The organism is Marinomonas sp. HM11-D (assembly GCF_057626615.1).
Window position 1 is genome coordinate 26,568 of the sequence record NZ_JBMMKT010000017.1, and the last position, 25,809, is coordinate 52,376.

28 protein-coding genes are annotated in these 25,809 nt (G+C 48.7%); 14 read left to right on the forward strand and 14 right to left on the reverse strand.

Annotated features, from left to right (window positions below; translation table 11 throughout):
* The 4 genes from ACOSVP_RS16865 to ACOSVP_RS16880 are packed head-to-tail and all read right to left on the reverse strand — an operon-like array spanning nt 1 to nt 2,893.
* On the reverse strand, nt 1-408 hold the full coding sequence (locus ACOSVP_RS16865) for an OsmC family protein (protein ID WP_487348645.1): 408 nt from the start codon (nt 406-408) through the stop codon (nt 1-3).
* 19 nt (nt 409-427) lie between these two features.
* Complete coding sequence (gene trpC, locus ACOSVP_RS16870) at nt 428-1,240, reverse strand: indole-3-glycerol phosphate synthase TrpC (RefSeq protein ID WP_487348646.1); 813 nt, start codon at nt 1,238-1,240, stop codon at nt 428-430.
* Between the two features lie 14 nt (nt 1,241-1,254).
* Entirely contained in the window at nt 1,255-2,304 is a 1,050-nt protein-coding gene (gene trpD / locus ACOSVP_RS16875) for an anthranilate phosphoribosyltransferase (RefSeq protein WP_487348647.1), read from the reverse strand.
* Between the two features lie 10 nt (nt 2,305-2,314).
* Complete coding sequence (locus tag ACOSVP_RS16880) at nt 2,315-2,893, reverse strand: anthranilate synthase component II (RefSeq protein WP_487348648.1); 579 nt, start codon at nt 2,891-2,893, stop codon at nt 2,315-2,317.
* Between the two features lie 389 nt (nt 2,894-3,282).
* On the opposite strand from ACOSVP_RS16880, the gene ACOSVP_RS16885 reads away from it, so the two are divergent.
* Both ACOSVP_RS16885 and ACOSVP_RS16890 read left to right on the forward strand, forming a co-directional pair.
* Nucleotides 3,283-3,456, forward strand: a complete 174-nt coding sequence (locus tag ACOSVP_RS16885; protein ID WP_487348649.1) for a hypothetical protein — start codon at nt 3,283-3,285, stop codon at nt 3,454-3,456.
* Between the two features lie 135 nt (nt 3,457-3,591).
* The gene (locus ACOSVP_RS16890; RefSeq protein ID WP_487348650.1) at nt 3,592-3,753 is read left to right on the forward strand and encodes a hypothetical protein; all 162 of its coding nucleotides are present in this window, start codon (nt 3,592-3,594) and stop codon (nt 3,751-3,753) included.
* An 88-nt stretch (nt 3,754-3,841) separates the two neighbouring features.
* Here ACOSVP_RS16890 and ACOSVP_RS16895 read toward each other — a convergent pair whose 3' ends face one another.
* The 5 genes from ACOSVP_RS16895 to ACOSVP_RS16915 form a co-directional block, all read right to left on the reverse strand.
* Nucleotides 3,842-4,189 carry a hypothetical protein gene (locus tag ACOSVP_RS16895; protein ID WP_487348651.1) on the reverse strand — a complete coding sequence of 116 codons (348 nt, stop codon included), beginning with the start codon at nt 4,187-4,189 and terminating at the stop codon, nt 3,842-3,844.
* Nucleotides 4,190-4,883: 694 nt separating this feature from the next.
* Entirely contained in the window at nt 4,884-5,504 is a 621-nt protein-coding gene (locus ACOSVP_RS16900; RefSeq protein WP_487348652.1) for a hypothetical protein, read from the reverse strand.
* A gap of 69 nt (nt 5,505-5,573) precedes the next feature.
* The gene (locus ACOSVP_RS16905; protein ID WP_487348653.1) at nt 5,574-5,738 is read right to left on the reverse strand and encodes a hypothetical protein; all 165 of its coding nucleotides are present in this window, start codon (nt 5,736-5,738) and stop codon (nt 5,574-5,576) included.
* A 441-nt stretch (nt 5,739-6,179) separates the two neighbouring features.
* The gene (locus ACOSVP_RS16910) at nt 6,180-7,145 is read right to left on the reverse strand and encodes a PDR/VanB family oxidoreductase (protein WP_487348654.1); all 966 of its coding nucleotides are present in this window, start codon (nt 7,143-7,145) and stop codon (nt 6,180-6,182) included.
* Between the two features lie 9 nt (nt 7,146-7,154).
* Complete coding sequence (locus ACOSVP_RS16915; RefSeq protein WP_487348655.1) at nt 7,155-8,243, reverse strand: Rieske 2Fe-2S domain-containing protein; 1,089 nt, start codon at nt 8,241-8,243, stop codon at nt 7,155-7,157.
* Between the two features lie 204 nt (nt 8,244-8,447).
* Between ACOSVP_RS16915 and ACOSVP_RS16920 the strand changes: the two genes are divergently transcribed.
* From ACOSVP_RS16920 to ACOSVP_RS16930, 3 genes are all read left to right on the forward strand, one after another.
* Nucleotides 8,448-9,164 carry a GntR family transcriptional regulator gene (locus ACOSVP_RS16920; RefSeq protein ID WP_487348656.1) on the forward strand — a complete coding sequence of 239 codons (717 nt, stop codon included), beginning with the start codon at nt 8,448-8,450 and terminating at the stop codon, nt 9,162-9,164.
* A 105-nt stretch (nt 9,165-9,269) separates the two neighbouring features.
* Nucleotides 9,270-10,601, forward strand: a complete 1,332-nt coding sequence (locus ACOSVP_RS16925; protein WP_487348657.1) for a magnesium transporter — start codon at nt 9,270-9,272, stop codon at nt 10,599-10,601.
* Between the two features lie 51 nt (nt 10,602-10,652).
* A complete protein-coding gene (locus ACOSVP_RS16930; protein WP_487348658.1) occupies nt 10,653-11,870 on the forward strand; it encodes a mechanosensitive ion channel family protein in 1,218 nt (405 codons plus the stop codon).
* 69 nt (nt 11,871-11,939) lie between these two features.
* On the opposite strand, the gene ACOSVP_RS16935 is transcribed toward ACOSVP_RS16930, so the two are convergent.
* From ACOSVP_RS16935 to rpe, 4 genes are all read right to left on the reverse strand, one after another.
* The gene (locus ACOSVP_RS16935) at nt 11,940-13,961 is read right to left on the reverse strand and encodes a TonB-dependent copper receptor (protein WP_487348659.1); all 2,022 of its coding nucleotides are present in this window, start codon (nt 13,959-13,961) and stop codon (nt 11,940-11,942) included.
* A gap of 40 nt (nt 13,962-14,001) precedes the next feature.
* Entirely contained in the window at nt 14,002-14,391 is a 390-nt protein-coding gene (locus tag ACOSVP_RS16940; RefSeq protein ID WP_487348660.1) for a DUF2946 domain-containing protein, read from the reverse strand.
* 124 nt (nt 14,392-14,515) lie between these two features.
* On the reverse strand, nt 14,516-15,196 hold the full coding sequence (locus ACOSVP_RS16945; protein ID WP_487348661.1) for a phosphoglycolate phosphatase: 681 nt from the start codon (nt 15,194-15,196) through the stop codon (nt 14,516-14,518).
* The gene (rpe, locus tag ACOSVP_RS16950; protein ID WP_487348662.1) at nt 15,193-15,867 is read right to left on the reverse strand and encodes a ribulose-phosphate 3-epimerase; all 675 of its coding nucleotides are present in this window, start codon (nt 15,865-15,867) and stop codon (nt 15,193-15,195) included. The genes ACOSVP_RS16945 and rpe overlap by 4 nt, the downstream gene beginning before the upstream one ends.
* Before the next feature lie 74 nt (nt 15,868-15,941).
* Here rpe and ACOSVP_RS16955 point away from each other — a divergent pair, with 74 nt between their 5' ends.
* Nucleotides 15,942-16,910 carry a DUF3530 family protein gene (locus ACOSVP_RS16955; RefSeq protein ID WP_487348663.1) on the forward strand — a complete coding sequence of 323 codons (969 nt, stop codon included), beginning with the start codon at nt 15,942-15,944 and terminating at the stop codon, nt 16,908-16,910.
* A gap of 37 nt (nt 16,911-16,947) precedes the next feature.
* On the opposite strand, the gene djlA is transcribed toward ACOSVP_RS16955, so the two are convergent.
* Entirely contained in the window at nt 16,948-17,736 is a 789-nt protein-coding gene (gene djlA / locus ACOSVP_RS16960) for a co-chaperone DjlA (RefSeq protein ID WP_487348664.1), read from the reverse strand.
* A gap of 127 nt (nt 17,737-17,863) precedes the next feature.
* On the opposite strand from djlA, the gene ACOSVP_RS16965 reads away from it, so the two are divergent.
* From ACOSVP_RS16965 to ACOSVP_RS17000, 8 genes are read left to right on the forward strand one after another with little or no spacing between them, the layout of a single operon-like run.
* Nucleotides 17,864-20,128, forward strand: coding sequence for an LPS-assembly protein LptD (locus ACOSVP_RS16965; RefSeq protein ID WP_487348665.1), 2,265 nt, complete (start codon nt 17,864-17,866; stop codon nt 20,126-20,128).
* On the forward strand, nt 20,128-21,390 hold the full coding sequence (locus ACOSVP_RS16970; RefSeq protein WP_487348666.1) for a peptidylprolyl isomerase: 1,263 nt from the start codon (nt 20,128-20,130) through the stop codon (nt 21,388-21,390). Before ACOSVP_RS16965 ends, ACOSVP_RS16970 begins: the two co-directional genes overlap by 1 nt.
* Before the next feature lie 16 nt (nt 21,391-21,406).
* Nucleotides 21,407-22,399 carry a 4-hydroxythreonine-4-phosphate dehydrogenase PdxA gene (gene pdxA, locus ACOSVP_RS16975; RefSeq protein WP_487348667.1) on the forward strand — a complete coding sequence of 331 codons (993 nt, stop codon included), beginning with the start codon at nt 21,407-21,409 and terminating at the stop codon, nt 22,397-22,399.
* On the forward strand, nt 22,400-23,194 hold the full coding sequence (gene rsmA, locus ACOSVP_RS16980; protein WP_487348668.1) for a 16S rRNA (adenine(1518)-N(6)/adenine(1519)-N(6))-dimethyltransferase RsmA: 795 nt from the start codon (nt 22,400-22,402) through the stop codon (nt 23,192-23,194).
* Nucleotides 23,195-23,196: 2 nt separating this feature from the next.
* A complete protein-coding gene (gene apaG / locus ACOSVP_RS16985; protein WP_487348669.1) occupies nt 23,197-23,574 on the forward strand; it encodes a Co2+/Mg2+ efflux protein ApaG in 378 nt (125 codons plus the stop codon).
* An 8-nt stretch (nt 23,575-23,582) separates the two neighbouring features.
* Nucleotides 23,583-24,398, forward strand: coding sequence for a symmetrical bis(5'-nucleosyl)-tetraphosphatase (locus ACOSVP_RS16990; protein ID WP_487348670.1), 816 nt, complete (start codon nt 23,583-23,585; stop codon nt 24,396-24,398).
* Between the two features lie 7 nt (nt 24,399-24,405).
* Entirely contained in the window at nt 24,406-24,723 is a 318-nt protein-coding gene (gene glpE / locus ACOSVP_RS16995; RefSeq protein WP_487348671.1) for a thiosulfate sulfurtransferase GlpE, read from the forward strand.
* Complete coding sequence (locus tag ACOSVP_RS17000; RefSeq protein WP_487348672.1) at nt 24,724-25,809, forward strand: tRNA nucleotidyltransferase/poly(A) polymerase-related protein; 1,086 nt, start codon at nt 24,724-24,726, stop codon at nt 25,807-25,809.

Below are 25,809 nucleotides of genomic sequence, written 5' to 3' on the forward strand. Positions count from 1 at the left end.
TTACTCAACTTCAATGACTTCGTAGCTGTGTACGATGTTCACGCCGCCACGCTCCAGCATCAAGGATGCTGAGCAGTATTCTTCCGCCGACAACTTCACCGCACGCGCCACATGACTTTCTTTGATGTTGCGACCCGTTACCACGAAATGTACACGAATTTCGGTAAACACAGACGGTACCGAATCGGCACGGTCGGCATCGATATGCGCCACACAAGACACGATATCTTGGCGCGCTTTTTTCAGGATATTGACCACATCGTAAGAAGTACAACCACCTAGCCCTGCTAGGATCAACTCCATTGGGCGTGGACCTGCGGTTTGGTTGCCATCGATCTCAACTTTAAAACCGGTACCCGTTTCTGCCGTAAAATGAACGTCTTCTTGCCAAGCAACACTTGTTTTCATGCTGTTAATCTCTCAAATCTTATTTAAACAATTCCGCCAGCTTGTCGCCCGGATTGTCTGCTTTCATAAAGGCTTCGCCCACTAGGAAAGCATGAATATTGTTTTCGCGCATCGCCGCCACGTCATCACGGGTATGGATACCACTTTCCGTCACGATCAAACGATCTTTTGGCACATCGTTCATTAGCTCAAAAGTATGCTGTAAGCTTAATTCAAAGGTGTGCAGATCGCGATTATTGATGCCTAGAAGCTCAGTTTCAGTGTACTCCAGCGCCAACTCAAGCTCAGCACGGTTATGCACTTCTACCAATACATCCATCGACAGATCACGGGCCATTTGGTCTAGCTCACGTAAATCTTTGCCCGACAGACACGCCGCAATTAGTAGGATACAGTCCGCACCGATCGAACGCGCTTCCATTACCTGATAAGGATCGACAATAAAGTCCTTACGAATCACCGGCAATGAACAAGCCGCACGAGCTTCCACTAGATAGTCTTCGTGACCTTGGAAGAAATCTTGGTCGGTCAATACCGACAGGCACGCCGCACCACCCTTTTCATAAGAGATAGCAATGTCTTTTGGTGAAAATGGATCACGCAAGATACCTTTGCTTGGCGACGCCTTTTTCACTTCCGCAATAACACCTGCTTTGCCCTGACCGATCTTACGGCGCAGCGCCGCGGCAAAACCACGGGTAGGGTTATGAGCATTGGCTGCTGCCGCCGCAATTTCAAGGTTTGCGAATGGCGTACGCGCTTGGCGTTCAGCAATTTCTTCGTACTTACGCGCTACGATTTTCTTTAGAATCGTTGGAGTTTCGACTTGCATAATAACTCTCTGTCTTAATTCTCTGTTTCACTAGGATCAGGCATAAAGCAACGAGAGAAACTCGCCAACTCTTGCAACTTAATTTTAGCTAAGCCACCGCAAATCACATCTTCTGCAATCGCCACACCCTCTGCCAAGGAATCCGCTACACCAGACACATAAATCGCTGCACCCGCATTCAAGGACACAATATCACGTGGTGCGTTTTCTTTACCCTTGCCCTCTAGCGCATGCTTCAGCATTTCAAAGCTGGCGTCCGCATCGTCTGCTTGAACCAAAGACAACGGCTGGCGCTCCAGACCAAAGTCCTCTGGTGCGATCTCGTATTCAGTGATTTCGCCGTTCTTCAACTCAGCAACATAGGTCTTATCTGAAATACTGATCTCATCCAAACCATCGGCAGAATGCACCACTAGCACATGACTGCTACCTAACGCTTTTAGCGCCTCGGCAATAGGACGTACCCACTCTTTGGCAAACACCCCCATCACTTGACGTTTTGCGCCCGCAGGGTTGGTCAAAGGGCCTAATAGGTTAAAAATAGTACGCGTCGCCATTTCTTTACGTGGCGCGATCGCATACTGCATCGCTGAGTGGTAATTTGGCGCAAACATAAAGCCCAAACCTAACTCTTGTACGCTGCGTTTCACTTGCTCGCTGTTTAAGCCCAGGTAGACACCCGCTTTTTCCAGCACATCGGCACTGCCCGATTTAGAAGACACCGAACGACCGCCATGTTTCGCTACATGCGCGCCCGCACCTGCCGCAACAAAGGATGCCGCCGTGGAAACGTTAAACAAATTGCCGCCATCGCCACCAGTACCGCAAGTATCGACAATCTCATCACCGCCAAGATCAACTTTAGTGGACAGTTCACGCATGACTTGAGCGGCTGCAATAATTTCTTCGACGGTCTCGCCCTTCATGCGCAAGCCAATTAAAAATCCGCCAATCTGAGCATCGGTTGTTTGGCATGTCATGATACTCATCATCACATCACGCATTTCATCGCCAGTCAGGTTTTCTTTGTTCACAACCTTGGCAATCGCTTGTTTAATATCCACCAGCCAACTCCTAATGTTTGAAAAAGTTGTCTAACAGAGCGTGACCATGCTCTGTCAAAATCGACTCAGGGTGAAACTGCACCCCTTCAATGTTCATTGTTGTGTGTCGTAAGCCCATGATCTCATCCAGCTCACCTTGCTCGTTCTGTGTCCACGCCGTGACTTCTAAACAATCAGGCAAGGTGTCCTGCTTCACCACCAAAGAATGATAGCGAGTCGCGTTGTAGGGATTAGGTAAATCACGGAACACACCGATTCCCTTATGGTACACCTTAGAGGTTTTACCGTGCATGACTGTTTTCGCACGAATCACATCACCACCGAATACCTGAGCGATACTCTGATGACCAAGACAAATGCCCAACACAGGGATTTTGCCCGCAAAATATTGAATCGTTTCTAAGGACACGCCGGCTTCATTCGGCGTACAAGGCCCCGGAGAAATAACGATATGACTCGGCGCTAACGCCTCAATATCGGCAATCGTTAACGTGTCGTTACGACGCACATCGACTTCATAGCCCAACTCACGAATGTATTGCACCAAGTTATAGGTGAACGAATCGTAGTTGTCGATCATCAGAACCATAGAGTTTAAACCACTGATATGTAAAGCTTTTTAGACATTCAGCCCAATGGTATCCGCCATGCTTTTGGCAGCATATTAGAAGGAGGGAATTTGAGCTCGGTCAATACTACATGATTGTCAGAATGAGCGCCATTTCATGACACTTATCGTAACAAGCTGGATACTGTAGAAACAAAAAGCGCCAGACCTAGGTCTAGCGCTTTTCAACCACCCTAAAAAGCGTGCTTAGAGATCCAGTTCGATTAAGCCACCAGCTTCTTTAGCACGGGAGCAGCAAGTCAGCATTTGCGTACTAAGAAATAAATTACCGCGTTTCATTTTTCTGCTGATAACTCTTTCCGTAGTATGTATTTAAACCTGCATGTGTACCAGCTGCGCTGGCATCTATCATGCCAGTGAACGCCGCAGGCCATTGCAATCTGCAGAACGTCCGTGAGGTTTACTACGATTCCGAAGTTTTGCCGATGCAAGCGATCTGGGAAGAATTAAACGATGTGCTACCGCAGTGCGGACGCATTGAGTTTAAAGAGCCTCGTTTGTTGGTGGATTGTAAGCAGGCGTGATTTGTGTATAACCTATGATCAATACTCAGCATTAAACCCAGTTTGTAGTCATTTTGTTTACCTATTTCTAATGACTAGAGTCGAAGCTTAATATCTAATCATTGTTCTCTTTTTAACTTACTTAGGAGTGTTCAAATGGCTTACTCTGATGATGAAAGATGGATCTATGAATCCCAAGGACTTTGCGCTGACTGTGGTGGTGACGGCTGCAACGAATGTGAGGGAACAGGGAGTAACTCTGATTACGGCTATGACAATGAAGATGAAGATGAAGATGAAGATGAAGATGAAGACTAGTAAATATTGAAACTGGTATTCATAGCCATAAAGAAGCACCCACATCGGGCGCTTCAATACCATTTTCAGTATTAACCCTTGTTTTCCACTAAATCACTATGTAGCTCATAGCAGTCATAAATAGATTTTCTGCGTCATTAATATGCAAAATCTCAAGCCATTGATTAGCTAACGTAAATGGGTCAATAGAATGAGGGACTGAACCAGTCGCTTCTAAATACATCCACAAAAATACAGCCGCAGTTCCAACGAATATTTTCGCAACTGAAATACCTACAGCTGCAGGAAGTACCGTGCATAGAGCCGTGTACAGAACGCCTTCTACGACAACAAACGCTAAACAAAAAAGCATCGCCACAGCTAGTATCAAAGCCCTGCCCTTTACTTGTGGCATTTCATGAAATGTCTTCATCAGCTCCCTGAAAGTAATAAACATATAGATTCCCTTACCCATCTTCATAATTACACATTATTAAGGCGCTCTGATTGAGCAGAAAACGATCACCAAACTAATGAAATCTATATCTCGTGTCAATACCTTAGACATCCACTACATATAGTAGCAGTACACCTATATCCTCTCTGACATCTAATGTTTCAAACACTTTAAATTTTCTTTATTGTCCTCACTGCTTTGAGGCGAGGAGGATAAGGATATGTTCAAAAGCATTGTAACTAGGACACTTGCTCTACTGATACCACTAGCCCAATGATGACATTGAAGTCTTGTTGGTTGGAGACACAACCATTGAGGGATCACCAGCTATTGACGTGGCATTTGGTGATAACGACCAGTCATTCTGCTCAATTACCCTTAAAACGTCTAACATCAGGCGTGGGTTTGTATACTCATCAAACCATACTTTTGGTGGAGGTCTATCTGCTAGCTGTAACAGCGATTCGACTTACTTCACGACTTCTAGCAAACACCCAACCCAAGTCGACCTTGAAGTTCTGGATGTTCAACCCGAAAGCCAAACAATAACTTTCCAGGCACATATAAAAGCCGTAAATGTCAGCCAAAATAGTGAGACTTACTTCGAGCTTCCAAGTACAACCATTAGCGCCGAAAGTCCATTGTTTGCTGGTTTAGCAAATTAAGCCAAACAAAAAAGCGCCCGACTAGGGCGCTACTCTAAACTTCGATCTACTTTATCCTCAGGCGTTAGCTCTATATTCATACCTGAGATTTTTTGCATGCCCTGCAAAGCAATTTCTTTTTTATCTTCTTCCGACGACACCCATAGGAACATCAGTAGATAAAACAAAACTGTCACGATTAAAGCCGCAATAGCAGATGGCACGCCCGATAATAGCCAGAATCCCAATTTACTCAGCCAGCCACGCTTATCTGCTGTGTACCCCTGAACATTTTTCAATAAATCTTTTTCGGCTTTTTGAATATTCTTTTTATGCTGTTTATCTAACTCTTGAAGCTCAGAGGCGTGACGCCTCTTTAGCTGCTCTAGTTCAGCATAATGCTTTCTAGCAAGGTCATCAGCTACACTGCTTACCATATCATCTAAAAAGTTCATGGCACGTTCGTTATATGTCTTTAGCTGCGCGCTAGCGATTTGATCATCATGGTATATTTTCACCCTACGATCTATCTCCAGCTCACTTAGTCCGTCATTCCTTAAATTTACAGCTAAGTTATGCTTGCTGTACTTGTATAGTGCGTAAGCTAACAAACCTTGAGCATCTTTCTCACTTTTAACAAGCTGCTCAAATACCCAAACTTTTTCCTTCACAAACATTCCCTATAACAAACAAAAACGCCCCATCTAAGGGGCGTTTCTAATTCAATTTTTCACTTGGCTTTAGCCAGACAAAGCAGCCTTTAGCGCTCTTGAAGATACATTTCTGATGTACTCCTTGCGCTCTTTCGATAGCGTCTTTCCACTACTTAAACTCTTATCACTAAAGCTCACAGAGCTAGCAATACGAATCAAGCGTGCTTTTTCCGTTTTTTTCAATTCAGCCATTCTTCCCCCTCACCTGGTAGACAACAGCTTCACTGGCAAGAACAAGGTATAACTTTTATTCCGATACCGTTCATTGCAGTTCGTATCCGTTCATTAATACTAATACGTTTCAGTAATTGCGAAAAGTGAATTTACAGATTTTCGCCCAAGCGTCCCGTTTCAAAACTCGAAACTAAAGTGCGAGGTTACGCTTCCTATGCGTCAGGAAGCATTCCCCACGGCCTTTGAATTTCCCTTCGCAGTTGTTGGGCCATGTCTCGCCGCAGAATTCGCACGGTTCGATGTTGGCTTTGATTTCCTGCATGTTCTGGTGTGCGCGGCGTATCAATGTGGCTAGGCATTCGCTGATATCGTATCCACCGTGGCAGTGACGCATACTTCGTCCAGAAACAAAAAGCGCCAGACCTTAGTCCAGCGCTTTTTAATAACTATTAATCGAGCTTATAGATCTAGCTCAATTAATCCACCGGCTTCTTTAGCACGGGAGCAGCAGGTCAGCATTTGCTTGCCTTCGGCTTTCTCTTGTTTGCTTAGGAAGACATCACGGTGCTCGATATCGCCACTGATGACATTGGTTAAACAAGTACCGCAGACTCCTTCACAGCAAGACACTGGAACAAAGATGGCGTGTTCATCCAGCACATCGGTGATGGACTGATTGGCGGCCACATCAAACACCTGTCCGGTGCTGGCTACCTTGATTTGGAAAGCATGGTTGTCACCATGATCCACATCCATGGCAGGGGCGGCGAAGAACTCGCGATGTACGCGCTCTTCTGGCCAACCTAACGCTTCCGCATGCTCCAACACACTAGAGATAAACTCCGCAGGACCACAGACGTAGAGGTCAGAGTCTTCAACATGCTGACTTAAGACCGATTTGATATCCATGCGGCCCGAGCTTTGTGGCTCGCTACTAAAATGAAAATGCATCTTGTCGGCAAAGGATGCTTGCTTAAGAATTTCGCTAAAGGCCGCGGTACGCGGTGATTTGCCACAGTAGTGAAATTCAAACGGTGTGCCAGCACACTGCAGGGTTTGCGCCATGGGCAATAACGGCGTTACACCAATACCACCGGCGATCAGTAGAGATTTAGCTTCTTTGCTGCGCAAAGGAAAGTGGTTCTTTGGTTCACTGATCTGCACCAGATCGCCAATATTTAGGCTATGCACTTCTTCTGAGCCACCACGAGATTGCGGGTCTTTTAACACGGCAATTTCGTAATAGCGCGGATCAGACTGCAAACGACATAAAGAGTACTGGCGCAATAAACCGCTCGGCAGCTTGATATCGATGTGTGCGCCCGCTTCAAATGGCGGCAGCGCCGCGTCATTAGCTTTTCCTAGCACTACACGCACTACTGCCGCGGCTTCTTCAACCTTATTTAAAACAACAACTTCCATCATAACGCCACCTTAGAAAGAGATCGTTTGCAAAGGAACGTCTTTCAGAGCCACTTTGGCCGCACTTTCCGCCTTGATCAAACGCTCAATCACGCGACGAGACTGCACACCACCGGCGTCGATGTTGAGTTTTAGTAAATCGTAATCTGGGAAGGCTTTAAGGTTAGCTTGCTGGCGCTCTAGCACTTCTAGGTCTTCTTGGAAGATACCGCCCTGACCTTCACGGATTTTATCGGTCAGTGCCGCATCGTCCGCTTTGAAGTTACGCGCCATGCCCCAGAAGTACCACATAGTGTCTTCAGTTTCAGGGGTAATAAAGTCCACCACGATACTGCTGGCTTTTTTATCTTTTGGCGCATCAAAACCACCATGACCTTCTAGTGCTACACCCACATCAATCATCACGTGCGAAGGGGGTGTAAAGCGACAACGCTGCCAACGATCCACTGGCGCGTCTTTTGGTAGACCATTGGCTTCTAAAGCGGCTTGCCAGAATGGTGGTGCAGTGATGTTTTCCATGGTACGGCTAGTGATGACTTCATCGCCGTTGACCTTGGTATCCACCGGTGATTCATCAATTTCTTTTTGGCCGATGCTGGACGCATGGACGTAGGTTTCGTGGGTTAAATCCATCAGGTTATCGATCATCAAACGGTAGTCCGCATGGATATGGTACAAACCGCCGCCGTAGGCCCAGTCATCGCTGATGGCCCATTCTTGCACAGGGATCAAACTTGGATCCGCTAAATCTTGGTCACCCGGCCATACCCAGATAAAGCCGTAACGCTCTTCCACAGCAAAGGCTTTCATACATGGGAAACCTTGCACTCGCTGCAGTGGCATTTCTTTGGTTTTACCGTCAGCGCCCATTTTTAGACCGTGGTAACCACAGACCAATAGACCATCTTCCACATAGCCTAGAGACATGGCCGCACCACGGTGTGGACAGAAATCTCGTACCGCAGCGATTTCATTGGCAGATGGGCGGTAAAAAGCAATGCTTTCCCCACAAATTTTACGGCCTAGCGGCTTCTCTGTGCCGATCTCATCGGACATCGCCGCGACATACCAAGTGTTTTTTGGGAAAGTTGACTGGCTCATGATTTTCTCCTGATAGTATTATTTTTGTTCTTTAATGGATCCAATATAGACGGAAAACGGGGGGATTACCCATAAAAAAAACGCATTAGTGGATCCAATTAATCGATATTCTGACAATCACAGCAGATTTTTTCCCTTATACTTTGGTTTAACGCATAATATTGGATCCAAAGATTGGATCCAAAAATAAGGTCACCCGCTACCATGCAAAAGACTCAAACCAACGTTGTCACCACTTTGCGCCAAATGATTCTCGAAGGAGAACTGGCCGCAGGCGCACGCCTCGCCGAGATCCCCACCGCAGAAAAGCTCGGTGTCTCGCGCACACCGGTACGCATTGCCTTTCGCGCCCTAGAGCAAGAAGGCCTGCTCACCAAGCTTGCGGGGCGTGGCTATGAAGTGCGTTCTGTGTCGGTGGCAGAAATTATGGGCGCAGTAGAGGTACGTGGTGTGTTAGAGGGCCTTGCCGCACGCCAAGCAGCAGAAAACGGTTTAAGCAATGCCCACAAAGCGGAGCTACAAGCCTTGCTCGATCTAGGAGATGAGATCCTATCCGGCGCGGAATTATGTGAAGCGGACCTGGAGCGCTACCAGCAGATGAACAAACGTTTTCACGATATTGTCATTGAAGCCGCCCATAATCCGGCTATCCAAGCAGCGTTGAGCCGCAATGAGCATTTACCTTTTGCATCGTCCAGTGCGTTGGCATTTGATAAAAAACAAATGAGTAAAGAAACCAAGCGTTTCGAGTTTGCCCATCAGCAACACCACCATGTGTTTTACGCTATGGTGAACGGCTTTGGCTCACGGGCAGAAGGCATTATGCGTGAACACGCCAATGCCACACTTGGCTATATTAATAATCCACGCAATACTGATGAGTTAACTGTCATCAGTGAGCGAGATAGCACTCGGAATTGAAAAAGCCCCGTAAACTAACGTTTTTATCGATGCTTACTTCATTGATTCTAAAGATGAATTCGCTCAAACTGATAGCATTAATAAAGACGTATAAGGGGCAAGCCAATGTCCAACCCGATTGCAGAACTGATTGAGTTACTGACTCAAGAGAACATTTCCAACGACGCCATCAATAAAGCCATCAGCTCGATGCCGCCGGATGACGTCGCCCTTGCCCTAGAATCCATCCCCGTCTCCCAACGTCGCTTTGTTTGGGACAGCATCAAGCAAACTAATCGCCTCGACATCTTGGTAGAGATGCGTGGTGAGTCACGCTTATTGCTATTAAAAGAGCTAAACGATATTGAAATCGCTGAGCTGTTCTCTGACGTGGACGCGGAAGATCTACTCGAGATCGCCGATTCGTTACCGGATCCGATGATCGAAATCGCGCTGCAAAAGATGGATACCAAGCAGCGTGAATACTACCAACAGGGTGTTACGTACGAAGAAGACGAAGCTGGCCGCTGGGTAGACCACGAATTAGTGGTGGCCGCCCAAACCATTCGTGTGTCCGAAGCCATGCGTCTTTTCCGCCGTGCATCAGCGCCCTACTCAGACACCATTTACTTAGTCAACCGTACTGGCCGCTGGGTGGGCTGTGTACACTTGCACGAATTACTCAATGCTCAGCCCCATGAATACGTGTCTGGCTTAATGGAAGAAGACTATCCATTTGTTACTGCCGATACGGATGTGGTCAAAGCCGCAGATTTATTAGAGAAAAGCGAAGTCTCGGCACTGCCTGTATTAGACAACAACCAGCTACTAGTGGGCCGTTTTCACGCTGGGCATGCCTTAGAGGCACGTCGTCTTGAACAAGAAGCGGTACAGATGTCGAACACGGGTCTCGACGAAGACTCGGATTTGTTCTCGCCAGTGAAACGCAGTGCCGCGTCCCGTGGTTTTTGGCTCGGTATCAACTTACTCACAGCGTTTATGGCGTCGGCCTTCATTGGTCTATTTGAAGCCACCCTTGAACAAGTGGTGGCCTTGGCCGTGCTGATGCCGATCGTTGCCTCTATGGGCGGTATCGCCGGTAGCCAGACGTTAACCTTGATTGTGCGTGGTTTGGCACTGGGGCAGATTACCCGTGCTAACTTTTCTTCCCTATTAAAGAAAGAACTCCAAGTCGGCGGCTTAAACGGTATTGTCTGGTCGATCTGTATCGGTGCCGCAGTCTTGTTCTGGTTCCAGAGCCCGATGCTCGGTTTCACAATTGCGATGGCTATCGTTATTAATATCTTAATGGCTGCACTTTCAGGCGTCATAATCCCTGTGGTATTAGATAAGTTGAAAATCGACCCAGCCTTATCTGGCTCGGTGATTCTGACGACTGTGACAGACATCGCCGGTTATATTGCCTTCTTGGGCTTGGGTACCTTACTACTTTTGTAATAAGGCAACTTGTAAACCGCTATTTGTAAACTTTTAAAGGGATCAGCAAGCATGACTTGGGAAACCATTCAGCCATACTTGGGTATTGGTGACGGCCAGATGCACTGGATTGTTAAGGTATTTATCGTGGTGTTTGTCACCCTGACCTTAAACTTCGTGATTGGTCGTCTACTTCTGCGTATCGACGACAAACTGCAGCGCACACGCACACCTTGGGACAATATGATTGTCGAGGCGGCCATTCCGCCACTGCGTCTATTTATCTGGCTGATCGGCCTTAGTATTGCCGCACAGATTTCTGAGAATCAGCTGGATGAAGAATTTACTGCCATCGTAGTGAAAATTCGTGAGATCGGTGTGATCGCCATCATCGCCTGGTTCCTATTGCGCTGTGTCAAAGGCATTGAAACCACCTTGATTTCAGGTCGCGCCAGCAGCAAACCGGTGGACTACACCACTGCCAGCGCTATCAGTAAGTTATTACGCGCTGCCGTGATCATCACCGCAGCGCTGGTGATTCTACAAAACCTTGGCTACAGCATTTCTGGGGTACTCGCCTTTGGTGGTATCGGTGGTATCGCTGTGGGTTTTGCCGCGAAAGATCTATTGGCCAACTTCTTTGGTGGTTTGATGGTGTACCTAGATCGCCCGTTTAAAGTGGGTGACTGGATCCGTTCTCCAGACAAAAACATTGAAGGTACGGTAGAACACATCGGCTGGCGTCAAACCCGCATTCGCACCTTTGATAAGCGCCCTTTGTATGTGCCAAACGCTACCTTTTCGACCATTTCGGTGGAAAACCCGTCGCGTATGTCACACCGCCGCATCAATGAAACCGTGGGCGTGCGTTACGATGACTTTAGCAAGCTAGCGCAGATTCTGGACGACATCAAAGCCATGGTCGGCGAGCACCCAGAAATCGATAATAACGAAATCTACATGGTTAACTTTAACCAGTTCGGTCCGTCGTCGTTAGACTTCTTTATTTACGCCTACACTCGTACTACAGTTTGGGCGAAGTACCATGAAGTAAAACAAGATGTGCTGTTCCAAGCGATGCAAATCATTGAACAACACGGCGCAGAAGTGGCCTTCCCGACGCGCACACTGCACTTGTTTAACGAGCAACAGGCGCCGCAGGACGAGTTTCTTGCTAGTAAACCTGCCGCAGGGGCCAAGCCAAAAATTTCAGCAAAGCACTCGCGCCAAAACGGCAATGAGAACCAAGCGGATACCTCTCAAGTAGGCAGTGCCGAATCCTCTGACTAAGCGCCATCAAACCGCAAAAAAACGGGGCATCGCTAGATGCCCCGTTTTTGTTTTCACTCATCCAGCAAATTAGAAAGACGCGTTCACACTCGCCCAGACAGTACGCCCAGACTCATTAAAGGCCGTATCCGCTGGGTAGCCAAACGCTGAGCTTCCGGCTTTATTTAAATACTCGCTATAGGTGCGATCAAACAGATTATCGATGCCCGCACGCAGTGTCACTACCTTGTTAACGCGGTATTCACCATTAACATCAAACGTAGCAAAGCTCGCTGATTCTGCGAAGTCATAGCCCACCACGTTACCTTGATCGATGGCGACACGATCCTGCTTCGCCACCATACGCAGCACGGAGTTTAACATCCACGCTTGTTGCTCGTAGGTTAAGCCAAGCTTAGCTTCCAACGGCGCGATTTGTGGTAACGCTTCATTGCTGTCACGATTTTCGCCCCAAGCGTACGCCAACGAACCATTGGCACTCCAGTTATCGTTCAACTGGTAACGTGTACCCGTTTCAAAGCCGGCGATGTAACCATCCACATTGCCGACCTGAGTGCCATTGGCGTAGTCAAACAGAATGTAATCGCTCACTACACCTGCATAACCCGATAACCACCAGCTTAACGCTTGATCTTGGTAGTTGATGCCCATGTCTATTTGGGTGGTTTTCTCAGGTTGTACACCGGCAAAAGCATTCACATCTCCAGACAAGCTGCCGTTACTAGGTTTTAGCTCCCAGTAATCAGGAAAACGCTCCGCATAGCCAAGACCAATATAAGTGGTCGCGGGCATAGAACTGAGGTCGTTCTCTAAGCGCACAAAGCCACTCACCAAATTATCGGAGCGCTCTTGTCCCGCGGTGGCCGTGGTCATCATTTCATCGGTGGCGCTAACTCGGTCAAAACGAAGCCCCGAGACCAGCTGTTGTGCATCATTGATAAACCAAGTCAGTTCTGAGAACACCCCAATCTGCTCACTGGTGTAATCCAAGGTGGTCATCGGCATATTTAAACCACGACGGTGTTCTTCCTCTTTAGCATCCACACCCGCAATGAAGGAATAGTCATTCCAATCCCAAGTGGATGCCACTCGGCCACTGCGGGTGCGTCGATCAAGCTCCATCACCATGGGCATCATCGGCGGCTCACGTAGGGTAAAGTTATCCATCACATGATCGGCGTAACCATAGTTAAATTGTGCTTCCAGCTTACGCCAGTTTTCTCCGAGGTTTTGTTTTTCAAAACGCAGCGCTGCCGTTTCACGTAAAAACTTGGTGCCGTCCATAGTGCGACCCGCGTATTTTGACTCACCATCACCGCGCCCCACTTCTAATTCCAACAGCGTATCTTGATCAGGCGTCCAGCCGATGGCTGCGCTAGTGTTCCACTTATCCCACTCGGATGGCACCACTTTATCATTACCATCTTTGTAATCATCAGCCTCAGAAGCATTGGCTTCTAAACGCAAATAGCCCTGTTCATTACCGACCGCACCATTTAGGTAGCGATCAAAGCGCCCATTAGAGCCCACCAAAGCACTGGCATCTAGGCGGTAATTCTTGTCAGTGAAATCTTCGCGGGCGCGCTCAAAACGCACCGTCGCCGCGGATGCCCCCGGCCCCCAAAGCACGGTTTGTGGGCCTTTGATAATCTCCACTTCATCGTAGGAATAGGAATTAATGTAGGCGCTCGGGTTGTCCATACGATTAGGACAAGCACCCGCCATTTGTGCACCACTAGTCAGAATCGCTAAGCGTGAGCCAAACATACCGCGGAACGTCGGATCGCCATTGGTGCCGCCGTTACCAATCGCAGCAAATCCTGGGATTTGCGCTAACACGGTTGCGCCATCGGTGGCCGATTGCAGGACTGGGGTTTCAACTAAATTGACACGAGTAACCACTGGCGCTTCGATTTCTGGAGCGCTGACCACAATGGCATTCGATAACGCCACTTCCTGAGCCCTGGCCTGATTGGCAAAGATGACCGCCATGGTCAGAGGCGCTAACGCCCACACTGGACGACGAGTGATAAATTGAGGGCGAGCAGTTTTCTCTGGACGTGATTGTCCAGCATCAAAAAATTGAGTCATGATGACATCTCTAAATCAGTTAATAAAAATTCAAAAACGGTTAACTGATCAGAATTGGCGGGGCGCGATTAGGGGCATGGGCAAACAAGGCCTTATTACGAAAGGCGCTGCGTACCGGTATAACGGGACCTGACTCCACCAGGCCATTGGCGGCGGTGAACTTAGGCGTGTAAACACTTAAGAAAGGAAAGTGCTGAACGAGAGAACAGTATTCACACTGCTCATACCAAGCATGATCATGATCGGCGCCATGCTGTCCGTGAGACATATTGCCCATGGCAATGTCATCACCACAGACCCAATCGGCCATGGATGCTTGATGGGATGCAGCGCTAATCTGTCCTACCAAAGGGCCAAACGTCAGCAACAACATGGCCAAAAGGCCGATGCGTGCCAGCGCATTTGCTTGGGTTAGAAAGGTTTGCAACATCTACAGCATCGTCGTTCAAAGTTTAAACGGGCTGGATTCTAACCAAAAAAAATGGGCAGGTCATGCCCATAACGACACACACCAGCCCATTCATTAGATTTAACGCATAAACCTAGCAGCTAGATCACATCAAGAGTTCAGCCAGATCATCAATCAGCACATCGGCTTCCAGCTCTTTAAGATCGACACCGTGGTTGTAACCATAGGTCACCAGAGCGCATTTGAAGCCCGCCGCTTTGGCGGCACGATAATCCGCTAGAGAGTCGCCGATCATCAGACATTTTTCCGGCGTGGATTCAATGTCTTCCATACAATGCAGTAGTGGCACGGGTGAAGGCTTCTTGTCTTCTAAAGAGTCGCCACCGAGCATCCAACTAAAGTAAGTGGAAATACCAAAGTGATCCAACAGCGGCTTAATAAACAAGCTTGGCTTATTGGTGATCAGCGCCACCGGCACCTTTTGGTATTTAAACGCTTTAAGGATAGATTCCACATTGGCGTATAGGGTTGAACCGGTCGCCAAGTTAGCGAAATATTCCTGCAAGAAGGTTTTATAGCCTTCTTCAAGACGCTCATCGGGTAAGCCTGCCCACTCCAATGCCTGTTGCACCAACTTAGCGGAACCATAGCCGACCCAGCCACGCACACGCTCTTCCCCAGCTGGGTTAGCGCCCATAGAGACTAGACTTTTATCTAACGCAGCGGCAATCGACGGCACACTGTCGACTAAGGTGCCATCAAGATCAAAACAGACCAGCTCAGGCCAGCCGTCAAACAGTCGCTTTAGGTGTCGCGGCGTTTTCATCGCTTCACACCAGCTAACTCGGCACGCATCTGATCGATGATCGCTTTGTAATCTGGTTTGCCAAAGATCGCTGAACCCGCCACAAAAGTATCCGCGCCAGCTGCCGCACATTCCGCGATATTCTTCTCGCTCACACCACCGTCTACTTCAAGACGAATGTCGTAACCACTCTCATCGATTAGGCGGCGTGCTTCACGTAATTTATCCAGTGTGGCAGGGATAAATTTCTGACCACCAAAGCCTGGGTTCACCGACATCAGTAGAATCATATCGACCTTGTCCATCACGTATTTCAGATCATCTAGCGGCGTCGCTGGGTTAAACACTAGACCAGACTTACAACCACCATCACGGATCATCTGCAAAGAACGATCAATGTGCTCACTGCCTTGCGGATGGAATGTGATGTAGCTTGCGCCTGCTTCAATAAAATCGCCAATCAAACGATCCACCGGTTTCACCATTAGATGCACATCAATGTCGGCTGTCACGCCATGGTTACGCAACGCTTTACACACCATAGGACCGATGGTTAGGTTCGGCACATAGTGGTTGTCCATAACATCGAAGTGCACAATGTCGGCACCCGCCGCCAACACGTTATCGACTTCTTCGCCTAAACGAGCAAAGTCCGCGGCTAAAATAGACGGTGCAATAAGAAAATCTTTCATATTTGTCTCCGGCAGTGACAGAATGTTGTTTGCGCAATATTCTAACAAGGCACGTTGCATAAGTATTGGATTCAATGAAGAAATTAACCCTGACAACATGGCTTTTGGCGCTGTCGCTCAACAATGTGTGGGCCGAAGACCCACCTGCTCCGGCAGCAGACAAGGCCGCGGGTGGTAGCAATATCGTCCAAGCGGATGTGCCGCGGGTCATGCCTACGCCACAGCAAACCCGTATAGCGGGGCTAATTGATCGATTAAATGAAAACTATGCTCACGAAATCGAGACATTGAATGCCAATGGCACCGACTTTTTAGGCTTATTTCGCGAGTCTGAAAGCGGCGATCCGCAAGGATGCCTGGTGATGTTACATGGTGACCATGGCCATCCGGATTGGCCACAAGTGATCCAGCCACTGCGCGAAGCTTTGCCGGTACATAGCTGGTGTACTCTCTCCATCGAAGTACCTGATATTGGTGGTCGTGCCACCCCCGTGACGGTCACCACCGCCGAAAACACTGGTGCAGCCCCCGAAGAAAACCCGGCCTTACCGAATGAAGAGACGGTGTTTGCCAGAATCGATGCAGCCGCGCAATTGATTCGTGATAAAGGCTACAGTCAGGTGGCGTATTTGGGCTATCGCACGGGCGCTGCCTATGCCCTACGTTTTGCTGCCGAGCGGGGCACCACTAATCAAGCCTTGATACTGATTGAACCACGTAGCTTTACGCCCGTCAGCGAATTCGATCTGGCACAAAATATTGAGCGTCTACGCTTACCGGTATTGGATTATTACTTTAACCGCACACCTCAGAACGAGCGCTTTGCTCGCCAACGCCAAGCGGCTGCCAACAAACGCACCAACCGTCAAGCGGCTTATACTCAGATCGATGCACTGCCCGATGCGCGCTATGACCCCACGGGCAACAAGCGTTTGGTACAACGGGTGTGGGGCTTTCTAAAACAAAACACCAACCAACAAAGTCAGCGTAAAGACTTGCCTGAATTCGAGAAAGAGCTGTTTTATAACGGTTCATTAGATTGATCACTCCGTCTAAGCGGAGTGATCAGTGGAGAGAGGCTTATTTGCGGGATTTTTTGATCAACTCATAGGCTGATTGAATCTCTTGAGTACGCTCTTTGGCCAACTCAATCATTTCATCCGGCAAGCCTTGTGAGCTCAACTTATCTGGGTGGTTTTGGCTCATCAAGCGACGGTAAGCTTTCTTGATCTCCGCATCGCTCATGCTTGGCTCCACTTCTAGCACATCATAGGCCGCCTTCAATAAATCCGGTGACGACTTGCCTGAAGCTTGCTGCTGATAACCCTGATGGAAGTGGGTTTGGCGTTTGATCTGCTCATGGATGCTGTTGTATTCCGCTTCTGACATGCCCAATTTCATGCAGATCTGGCTTAACAGATTCTTCTCTTCCAAGGAGAAATAGCCATCTGCATAGGCTGATAGCAACAATACCTCTACCAAGGAGCGGCGCATCATACCGCCACCGACGACACTGTTAAAACGATTCAGTGCGGCGTCCACATCGAAGTGTTCCGCTTTACCTTGATTGAACAAGTCTTGTGCTTGGCGCTGAGCCTCAGGCGACAAACGCAAACGCTGCATCACGGCTTTCGCTAGCTCAATTTCAGCTTGAGAAACTTGGCCATCAGATTTAGCCAAACGTCCCATTAATTGGAATAAGGTTTGGAAAAACACCTGTTGTTGCTCAAACAAAGATGCGCCTGTGCGACGGTAGACAGTGCTGGTGCCTTTTGCGCGGTCAATAAACATACCGATAAAAAAACCTGCAATCAGGCCTATAAAGCCCGCAAACAGCATCCCAACGATTGCCCCAACCCATTTCCACATAAAGATATTTCTCCAGAATCGGTAGCCCCCTAGGGGGCGCATAGATTATTATTTGTCGACAATATGGACCGACATGTGCCGCGCCGTTGATCGCGCTAGCACGTAATAGAGATTTAGTATACTCCGCATGCCAAAGCATTTACGCTCTTACGCGCTATTATTTCAAAGTCTTTTCATCTTGCCTATGGCTCAGGCAAATGAGTGGGATTGGGTACCAAGGGAATCGCTTAGCGACGCCCAGCAGGCAACCCTAAGCCAATACTGCCGTGGCGCTTACGTCGACAGCTGGCAGGTGATTGATGGTGAAAACACTCACTTACTGGCCGATATGATCTATCGGGATGAACAAGGCACTCTGTTTATGGACGGTGCAGCGACGTTGCGCCAGCCCTTGTCGCAGTTGGATGCTGACTCGATTAAAGGGGTACCTGGTGAATACTATGAAGCTAAAGGCGACGTATCGCTACGGGCTGACGGACAGCTAATTCGTAGTGACAATGCCTACATCAGCTCCATGGACGGTAACCAAACCGCCCAATTCGATAATGCCAAGTTCCTATCTCACAAAAGCCGTATCCGTGGTGAAGCCGGAGAAATTTCCCGTACCAAAGATGGCCTAATCTTTATCAAAGAGGGCTTCTACACAACCTGTGAACCGGGCGAAAACAGCTGGCAACTGTACGGTTCTAGTATCGAGTTAAATCCAGACAGTGGTTTTGGCACCGCCAAGCATGTCCAGATTCGCATTCACGATGTGCCTGTTTTTTACTTCCCTTGGCTACGCTTCCCATTGGATACACGACGTCAATCAGGCTTTTTGTTCCCAAGTTTTGGCATCAGTGGCAAAAGCTTAACCCTGTCCGCGCCCTACTATCTCAACCTTGCGCCAGAGTACGATGCGACCATCACGCCCAACCTCGTCTTGCCTATCGGTGAATCCGATCAAGAAGACAAGGATCAGAATGGCCAAGGGATCGACATTGAATTACGTCACCTGAGTCGTTATGGCGAAACCCAGTTTGAGCAGTCTACTTTTTACGATGAAAACGGTGATGAAGCGACGCTGCGTAAATTCACCACCGATCAGCGTCTCACTAACAACTTCGGTGTCGGTGCCTACTTAGAAGATAACCCAACGGACAACCGTGTTCCGGAAGTTAACAACACCAGTATTCAAGAAGAAGACAACTACGAGCGTCGTGGATATGCCAATTACAACTTAGGCAACTTCAGCTCGAATGTTCAGGTGCGTCGCTTCCAAACCCCGGATCCTGCGGAAGACAAGCCGTTAGAATGGCTACCTCGTATTAGCGCGTCGTATCGCTTTGCCGATACCCGATACAGCTACCGCCCGGATATTGAGTTCACCGACTTCTTCGAGCCAGATCAAGAAGGGCAAGACGGCCAGCGTGCGGTATTGAACCAAGACTTTAACGCCAGTTTTGGTAATCAATGGGGCGAGCTGACCGCTGGTATGCTGCACCAATACCGTGATTATCAACTGCACGATTACGATGCGGACCAAAATAACCGCGCCAGCGTGAACCACCTGTCTTACTACCTTGATACCAGCGTAGTGTTCGAGCGTCGCTTCAATGGCAATTGGCGTCAAACCCTTGAGCCACAAATGAGCTACCTGTATGCGCCCTATGAGGAGCAGTCGGACATCCCTGACTTTGATGCCAACCAGATGGAAATGACCTATGCGCAAGCCTTTTCCCATCGTCGCTTCAGTGGTAACGACCGTATCGGTGATACCGAGCAGGTAGCGTTAGGTTTAGAAAGTCGCATTTACGATGACAACAACGTCAACCGCTGGACCCTACAAGGGGGCCAGGTCTTCTACTTAAAAGATCGTAAAGTCGGTATTGATGGTGACACCGGCGATGTCGTCGATGACAGCGCCCACAGTGCGGTACTGACCACAGCGTCTTACAACGGTGATGACTTCACCCTAGCGAACCACTTTAACTATGATTTTGATGAAGATCGTGTAGATCTTGCGCAAAGTGCACTGAAATACGCTCCCGACAGTGGCTTTGTGTTCAATCTTAGTTTCTCATACCTATACGATGACAATGAAGATGAGATGACCAAGCAATCGAGCTTTGGCACCATCATCCCAATTAATGACAACTGGCATTTCTTCCACCAGCAATCCTACGACTGGGTTGATCGCGAGCAGACCGCTCAAGTGGAAGGATTTGGCTATGAAAACTGCTGTATTAAAACCACTTTCAGTTATCAACGCTGGCGTGACAACGATGGCCTATTTGACGAAGGTGTTTTCTTACAATTTATTTTACGTAGTTTAAGTGGCGTGGGTCGCACCAACTCGGACATCGACACCATCGCGGACGACTACTGGAACCAAGGCAAGGTCGGATATTAATGATGTATAAGAAGCTTATTTGCTCACTGTTAGTGACTTCCGCAGTATGGACCGCAACTCCAGTATTGGCTGAGCCAGTAAAAATTGACGGCCTAGCAGCTATTGTAGACTCGCGTCCAATTTTGGATAGCGATGTCAAGGCGCGTTTCCAAGTGGTGAAAGACCGTGTGCCTGGAGGTGTTTTAACCAGCACTATTCATCGCCAAATCGTAACGCAACTGATCGACGAAGCCCTGCAAGTCAACTACGCCCGCAAGCAAGGCATTCGCGCCAGCTCACAAGAAGTTGACCAAGCGATCATGACGGTTGCCACCAACTTCAATACCGATCTTGAAGGTTTAAAACGCATGCTGGCTGGCCAAGGAGTGAACTACAACACCTACCGCCAGCAAATTGAAAACGAAATTCTGATCAGTAAAGCACGCCAGCAAGTGGCTCAATCGCGTATTTCTGTGACCGAACAAGAAATCGATGATTACCAACAAGCGCAAGTGGCGAATGGTCAAAACCAAGCAGAATTCCGTCTACGTCACATCGTTGTCCGTGCCGCGGACGTCGCCGAAGCGCGCAGTAAAATTGACAACATTGCCCGTCAAATTAGCACTGAGCAGGACTTTATCAACCAAGCCATTGCGAACTCTGAAGGCCAATTCGCCATCCAAGGTGGCGATCTAGGCTGGCGTAAAGCGAACGAGCTACCACGCTTATTTACCCAAGCAATCAATGCACAAACTCAAGGCACATTGATTGGCCCACTACAAAGTAATGCGGGCTTCCACTTGCTTTGGGTAGTGGAAAAACGCTCGCAAGAAGTGGCATTGCAACAGCAAACCAAAGTCAGCCACCTATTGCTGCGTCCAAACGAAATTCGTAATGATGAGCAAACCAAAGCCTTGGCCGACCAGCTTTACCGCCGTCTGCAAAATGGCGCACAGTTTGCCAACATTGCCCGTGAATACAGTGAAGACCAAGGTTCAACGCTACAAGGCGGTGATCTAGGTTGGGTCACACCTGGCACCATGGTGCCTGAGTTTGAAGCCAAGATGAACGAAACTGCGGTAGGCCGTATCAGCCAGCCATTCCGTTCACAATTTGGTTGGCACATCCTAGAAGTAGATGGCCGTCGTCAGAACGACATCAGTGATCAAGTGAAACGCCGCAACGCAGAACGTGCCATCATGGCTCAGAAACAGGACTTTGTACTGGACAACTGGCTATCAGAACTGCGTGCAGATGCCTTTATTGATCGTAAAGGCGAGTAAGTTTTAGGAGAACAACGTGAGTCCACGTATTGCTATCACTTCCGGTGAACCTGCTGGTATCGGCCCAGATATTATTCTTTCTGCGCTGCAATCTTCCTTTGCTGCTCAGCTGGTGGTGGTTGGAGACCCTGAGCTGTTCCGAAAGCGTGCTGAGCAGCTAGGTCTGTCACTGGAGATTAAGGTCTGCAACAACCTTACGGAGATCACAGAACATCAAGCTGGTCAGGTGCAAATCCTACCAACACCGTTAAGTGCTGAAGTTCAGTGCGGCAAGCTTGATGTGGCGAATGCCCCTTACGTGCTCGAAACACTTCGCATCACCGGTCAAGGTTGCCTAGACGGCGACTTTGATGCGGTGGTCACCCCACCAGTACACAAAGGTGTATTGTGTGAAACGGGGGTGCATTTTTCAGGACATACGGAGTTTTTCCAAGATCTGTGCAATAGCCCGCAAGTGGTCATGATGTTAGCCAGCCAAGCCATGCGTGTGGCGCTAGTCACCACTCACCTACCTCTGAAAGACATCCCAGCTGCGATCACACCAGAGACGATTAAGACCGTCACCCGCGCTTTGCATCACGACCTAAAGACACGCTTTGGTTGTGACGAACCACGCATTCTAGTGTGCGGTCTAAACCCACACGCGGGTGAAGATGGTCATCTTGGCCGTGAAGAAATCGAGATCATCAACCCGACGCTTGAAGAACTTCGCCAAGAAGGCATCCAACTGATCGGCCCTTTGCCGGCAGACACCTTGTTCCAGAATAAATACTTACAGCAAGCGGACTGTGTGCTGGCCATGTATCACGATCAAGGCCTGCCTGTGTTAAAATACTCTGGTTTTGGCAATGCGGTGAACATCACCCTTGGCCTACCGATTATCCGAACTTCCGTTGATCACGGAACGGCTCTCGATCTAGCGGGAACCGGACAAGCGAGTGATGGCAGCTTAAAGGTTGCCATTGAAAATGCCATCACCATGGCAACTAACGCCCGAAAAAGACATTAAATGAGCAAATCACATCCCCACAAAGCCCGTAAACGCTTTGGTCAAAACTTCCTTCATGATATGGGTATTATCCGCCGTATCGTGGCTTGTATCGCACCGAAAGAAGGCCAGCGCATCGTTGAGATCGGCCCTGGTAAAGGTGCCCTAACGGAAGGCATTATCAGTGTCACCAAACGCATGGATGTGGTGGAGCTTGACCGCGATTTGATTCCGATCTTACGCGTCAATTTATTCCGTTACCCTGAATTGAATGTGCACGAAGCCGACGCGATGAAGTTCGACTTTGAAAGCCTAGCGACCGAAGGCAACATTCGTGTAGTCGGTAACCTACCGTACAACATTTCCACACCATTGATTTTCCATCTACTGAGCTTTGCCGAGAAAATCGATGACATGCACTTTATGTTGCAAAAAGAAGTGGTCGATCGCTTAGCGGCGCGCCCAGGTGACAACCTGTACGGCCGCTTGAGCGTCATGGCACAGTACTACTGCCGCGTAGAATCGCTGTTTATCGTGGGTCCCGACTCATTTGATCCGCCACCGAAAGTGGATTCGGCGATTGTGCGTATGGTGCCACATAAGACACTGCCATTTGTTGCCAATGATCTGAAGATGCTAGAAGACATGGTGCGTATTGGCTTCCAACAGCGTCGTAAAACTCTACGCAATAACTACAAAGGCGTGTTAAACGACGAAGACTTCGCTGCCTTGGGCATTGATCCAGCGTTACGTCCAGAACGTTTAGACGTAGCAGACTTTGTTAACATCGCCAATCATGTGAGTAAAAAGGACTAAGCATGCAGTCAGAGCACGATATCGTGGTCACCGTCCGTACCCAGTACCTTGAGGAGCAATCGACTCCTGAAGACGATCGTTATGTGTTTGCTTATCACATCACCATGACCAACTGTGGTACGGAATCTGCAAAGTTATTATCTCGCCATTGGGTTATTACCAATGGCAATGAGAAGGTACAGGAAGTTAAAGGCGCTGGCGTAGTCGGTGAATACCCGTACTTAGCACCGGGCGAATCATACGATTACTCCAGTGGCACCGTGCTCGAAACCGTTGTCGGCGTCATGCATGGCAGCTACCGTTTTTTAAGTGATGATGGTACTGAATTTGATGCTCCCATCGCGCCTTTCACTTTAGCGGTGCCTAATCAAGTTCATTAAGGTTTTCTATGTCTACCTACGTTATTGGTGACTTGCAGGGCTGTTTTACTCCACTGTTAAAATTGCTCGAGCAAATTCAATACAACCCTGAAGCAGACACCTTGTGGTTTGCTGGGGATCTGATCAACCGCGGCAGCGAGTGCCTGCAAACCATACGCTTTGTCAGTTCATTGGGCGATAAAGCCAAGGTTGTACTCGGTAATCACGACCTACATTTGCTAGCCGTGGCCCATGGTTTTGCCACCTTAAAGCGCGGCGATACCCTGATGAATATCCTACAAGCCAGTGATCGTGATGAGCTGATGGAATGGCTACGTCAACAGCCGCTGTGCCATTACGATCCTGACTTTAATGTCATCATGACTCACGCCGGCGTCCCCCCTTGCTGGGACATTGAACAAACCATTCGCCTTAGTGGCGAGGTGGAAAAAGTCCTACGTTCAGACCAGCTAGAGGAATTTCTTCAGGTCATGTATGGTAATAAACCGGATGCATGGTCAGAAGATTTAACCGGTATGGATCGCTTACGAGCGATCACTAATTACCTGACCCGTATGCGCTTTTGCCGTGCTGACAGCAAACTGGACCTAAAAACAAAAGAAGGCCCAGCGACAGCCCGTCAAGGTTACGCACCTTGGTTCTTACAACCAAGTAAATTGCCACAAGATACCCGCGTGGTGTTTGGTCACTGGGCGGCCCTTGAAGGCATTACCAACACAGCCAATATTTATGCTTTGGACACCGGTTGTGTGTGGGGCGGTGCCCTGACGGCACTGCGACTGGACGATAACCAGCGTTTCAGCACTCCTTGTAACTTAGCCTGAGAGAACCATGAGCACTTATTCTTGTATTGATATTAATGACGCCCTTCCTATTCTTGAAAACGCAGTCGTAGTGGATATTCGCGACGCAGTGAGCTTTCAATCCAGCCACATGAATTCTGCGATCAACTTGAATAATGACAATGTTCAAGCCTTTATCGCCAGCACTAATAAAGACGTTCCCGTGATTGTTTGCTGCTACCATGGCAACAGCAGTAAAGGGGCGGCGGAGTTTTTAGCCGGCCAAGGTTTTGCCGAGGTGTATTCCTTGAATGGCGGCTTTAGCCAATGGAGCGCCATGTACCCAGATCAGTGTGAGCAAGGCTAAATGCACGCTACGCACACGGTGTACTTGGTGGGCGGAGCGGTTCGCGATGAACTGCTCGGCCTTGCCGTAAAGGATAAAGATTGGGTCGTGACAGGGGCTACCCCTGAGCAAATGCTGGCCCAAGGCTACCAACAAGTCGGCAAACAATTCCCCGTCTTTCTACATCCGCAAAGCAAAGAAGAATACGCATTAGCACGCAAAGAGCGTAAGCAAGGCGTTGGTTACACCGGCTTTATCTGTGACTTTGCCCCTGATATTCGCTTGGAAGAAGACCTAGAACGCCGCGACCTAACGATCAATGCCATCGCTAAAAGCGAAGACGGTCAGTTGATCGACCCATTTAATGGCCAGCAAGATTTACAAGATCGTGTGTTACGCCATGTTTCCGAAGCCTTTATCGAAGACCCTCTGCGTGTGCTACGCGTGGCGCGTTTTATGGCACGCTTCGCCAACTTCGGTTTTCACATCGCTCCGGAAACCAAAGCCCTAATGACCGCCATCGCTGAATCCGGTGAACTGGACAGCCTGACACCAGAACGCGTCTGGCGTGAAACCGAGAATGCCCTTCAAAGCCCAACCGCTCATGTGTACTTCGATGTGTTGCAGGAAATCGGCGCTTTAGTGCATCTGTTTCCTAAACTTGCCTATCAAGCTCAAGTGTTATCAAAACAGTGGGACAAACACAGTCGCTGGAGTTTGATCACCGCCGCCACCCCGATTGTGGATCTGTCTGAGCTGAACGCGCACCTGCGCGCACCGAATCAGTTTTGCTGGTTTAGCGAGCAAAGTCGCGCCTTTATTGAAGCGTATCAACTGCCGTTAGCGGCAAGCATTTGGGAGCCTTGGCTAACCAGCGTCGCAGCCATCAAAAAGCCACAGCCATTTGAAAAACTAGTCAGCATTCTCGCCCACTTAACGCAAACCGAAGAAAAACACTGGCTAGCGCTACGCGCAGGCATTGCCAAAATCAATGCACAGGTGTTGATTAAACAAGGATTCAGTGGTGCTGAATTGGGGCAGGCGTTAAAGCAAGCGCGAATTGAAGCCCTCGAAGGACTGAACAATCCGCTGCTGCTAAAAGTCTAA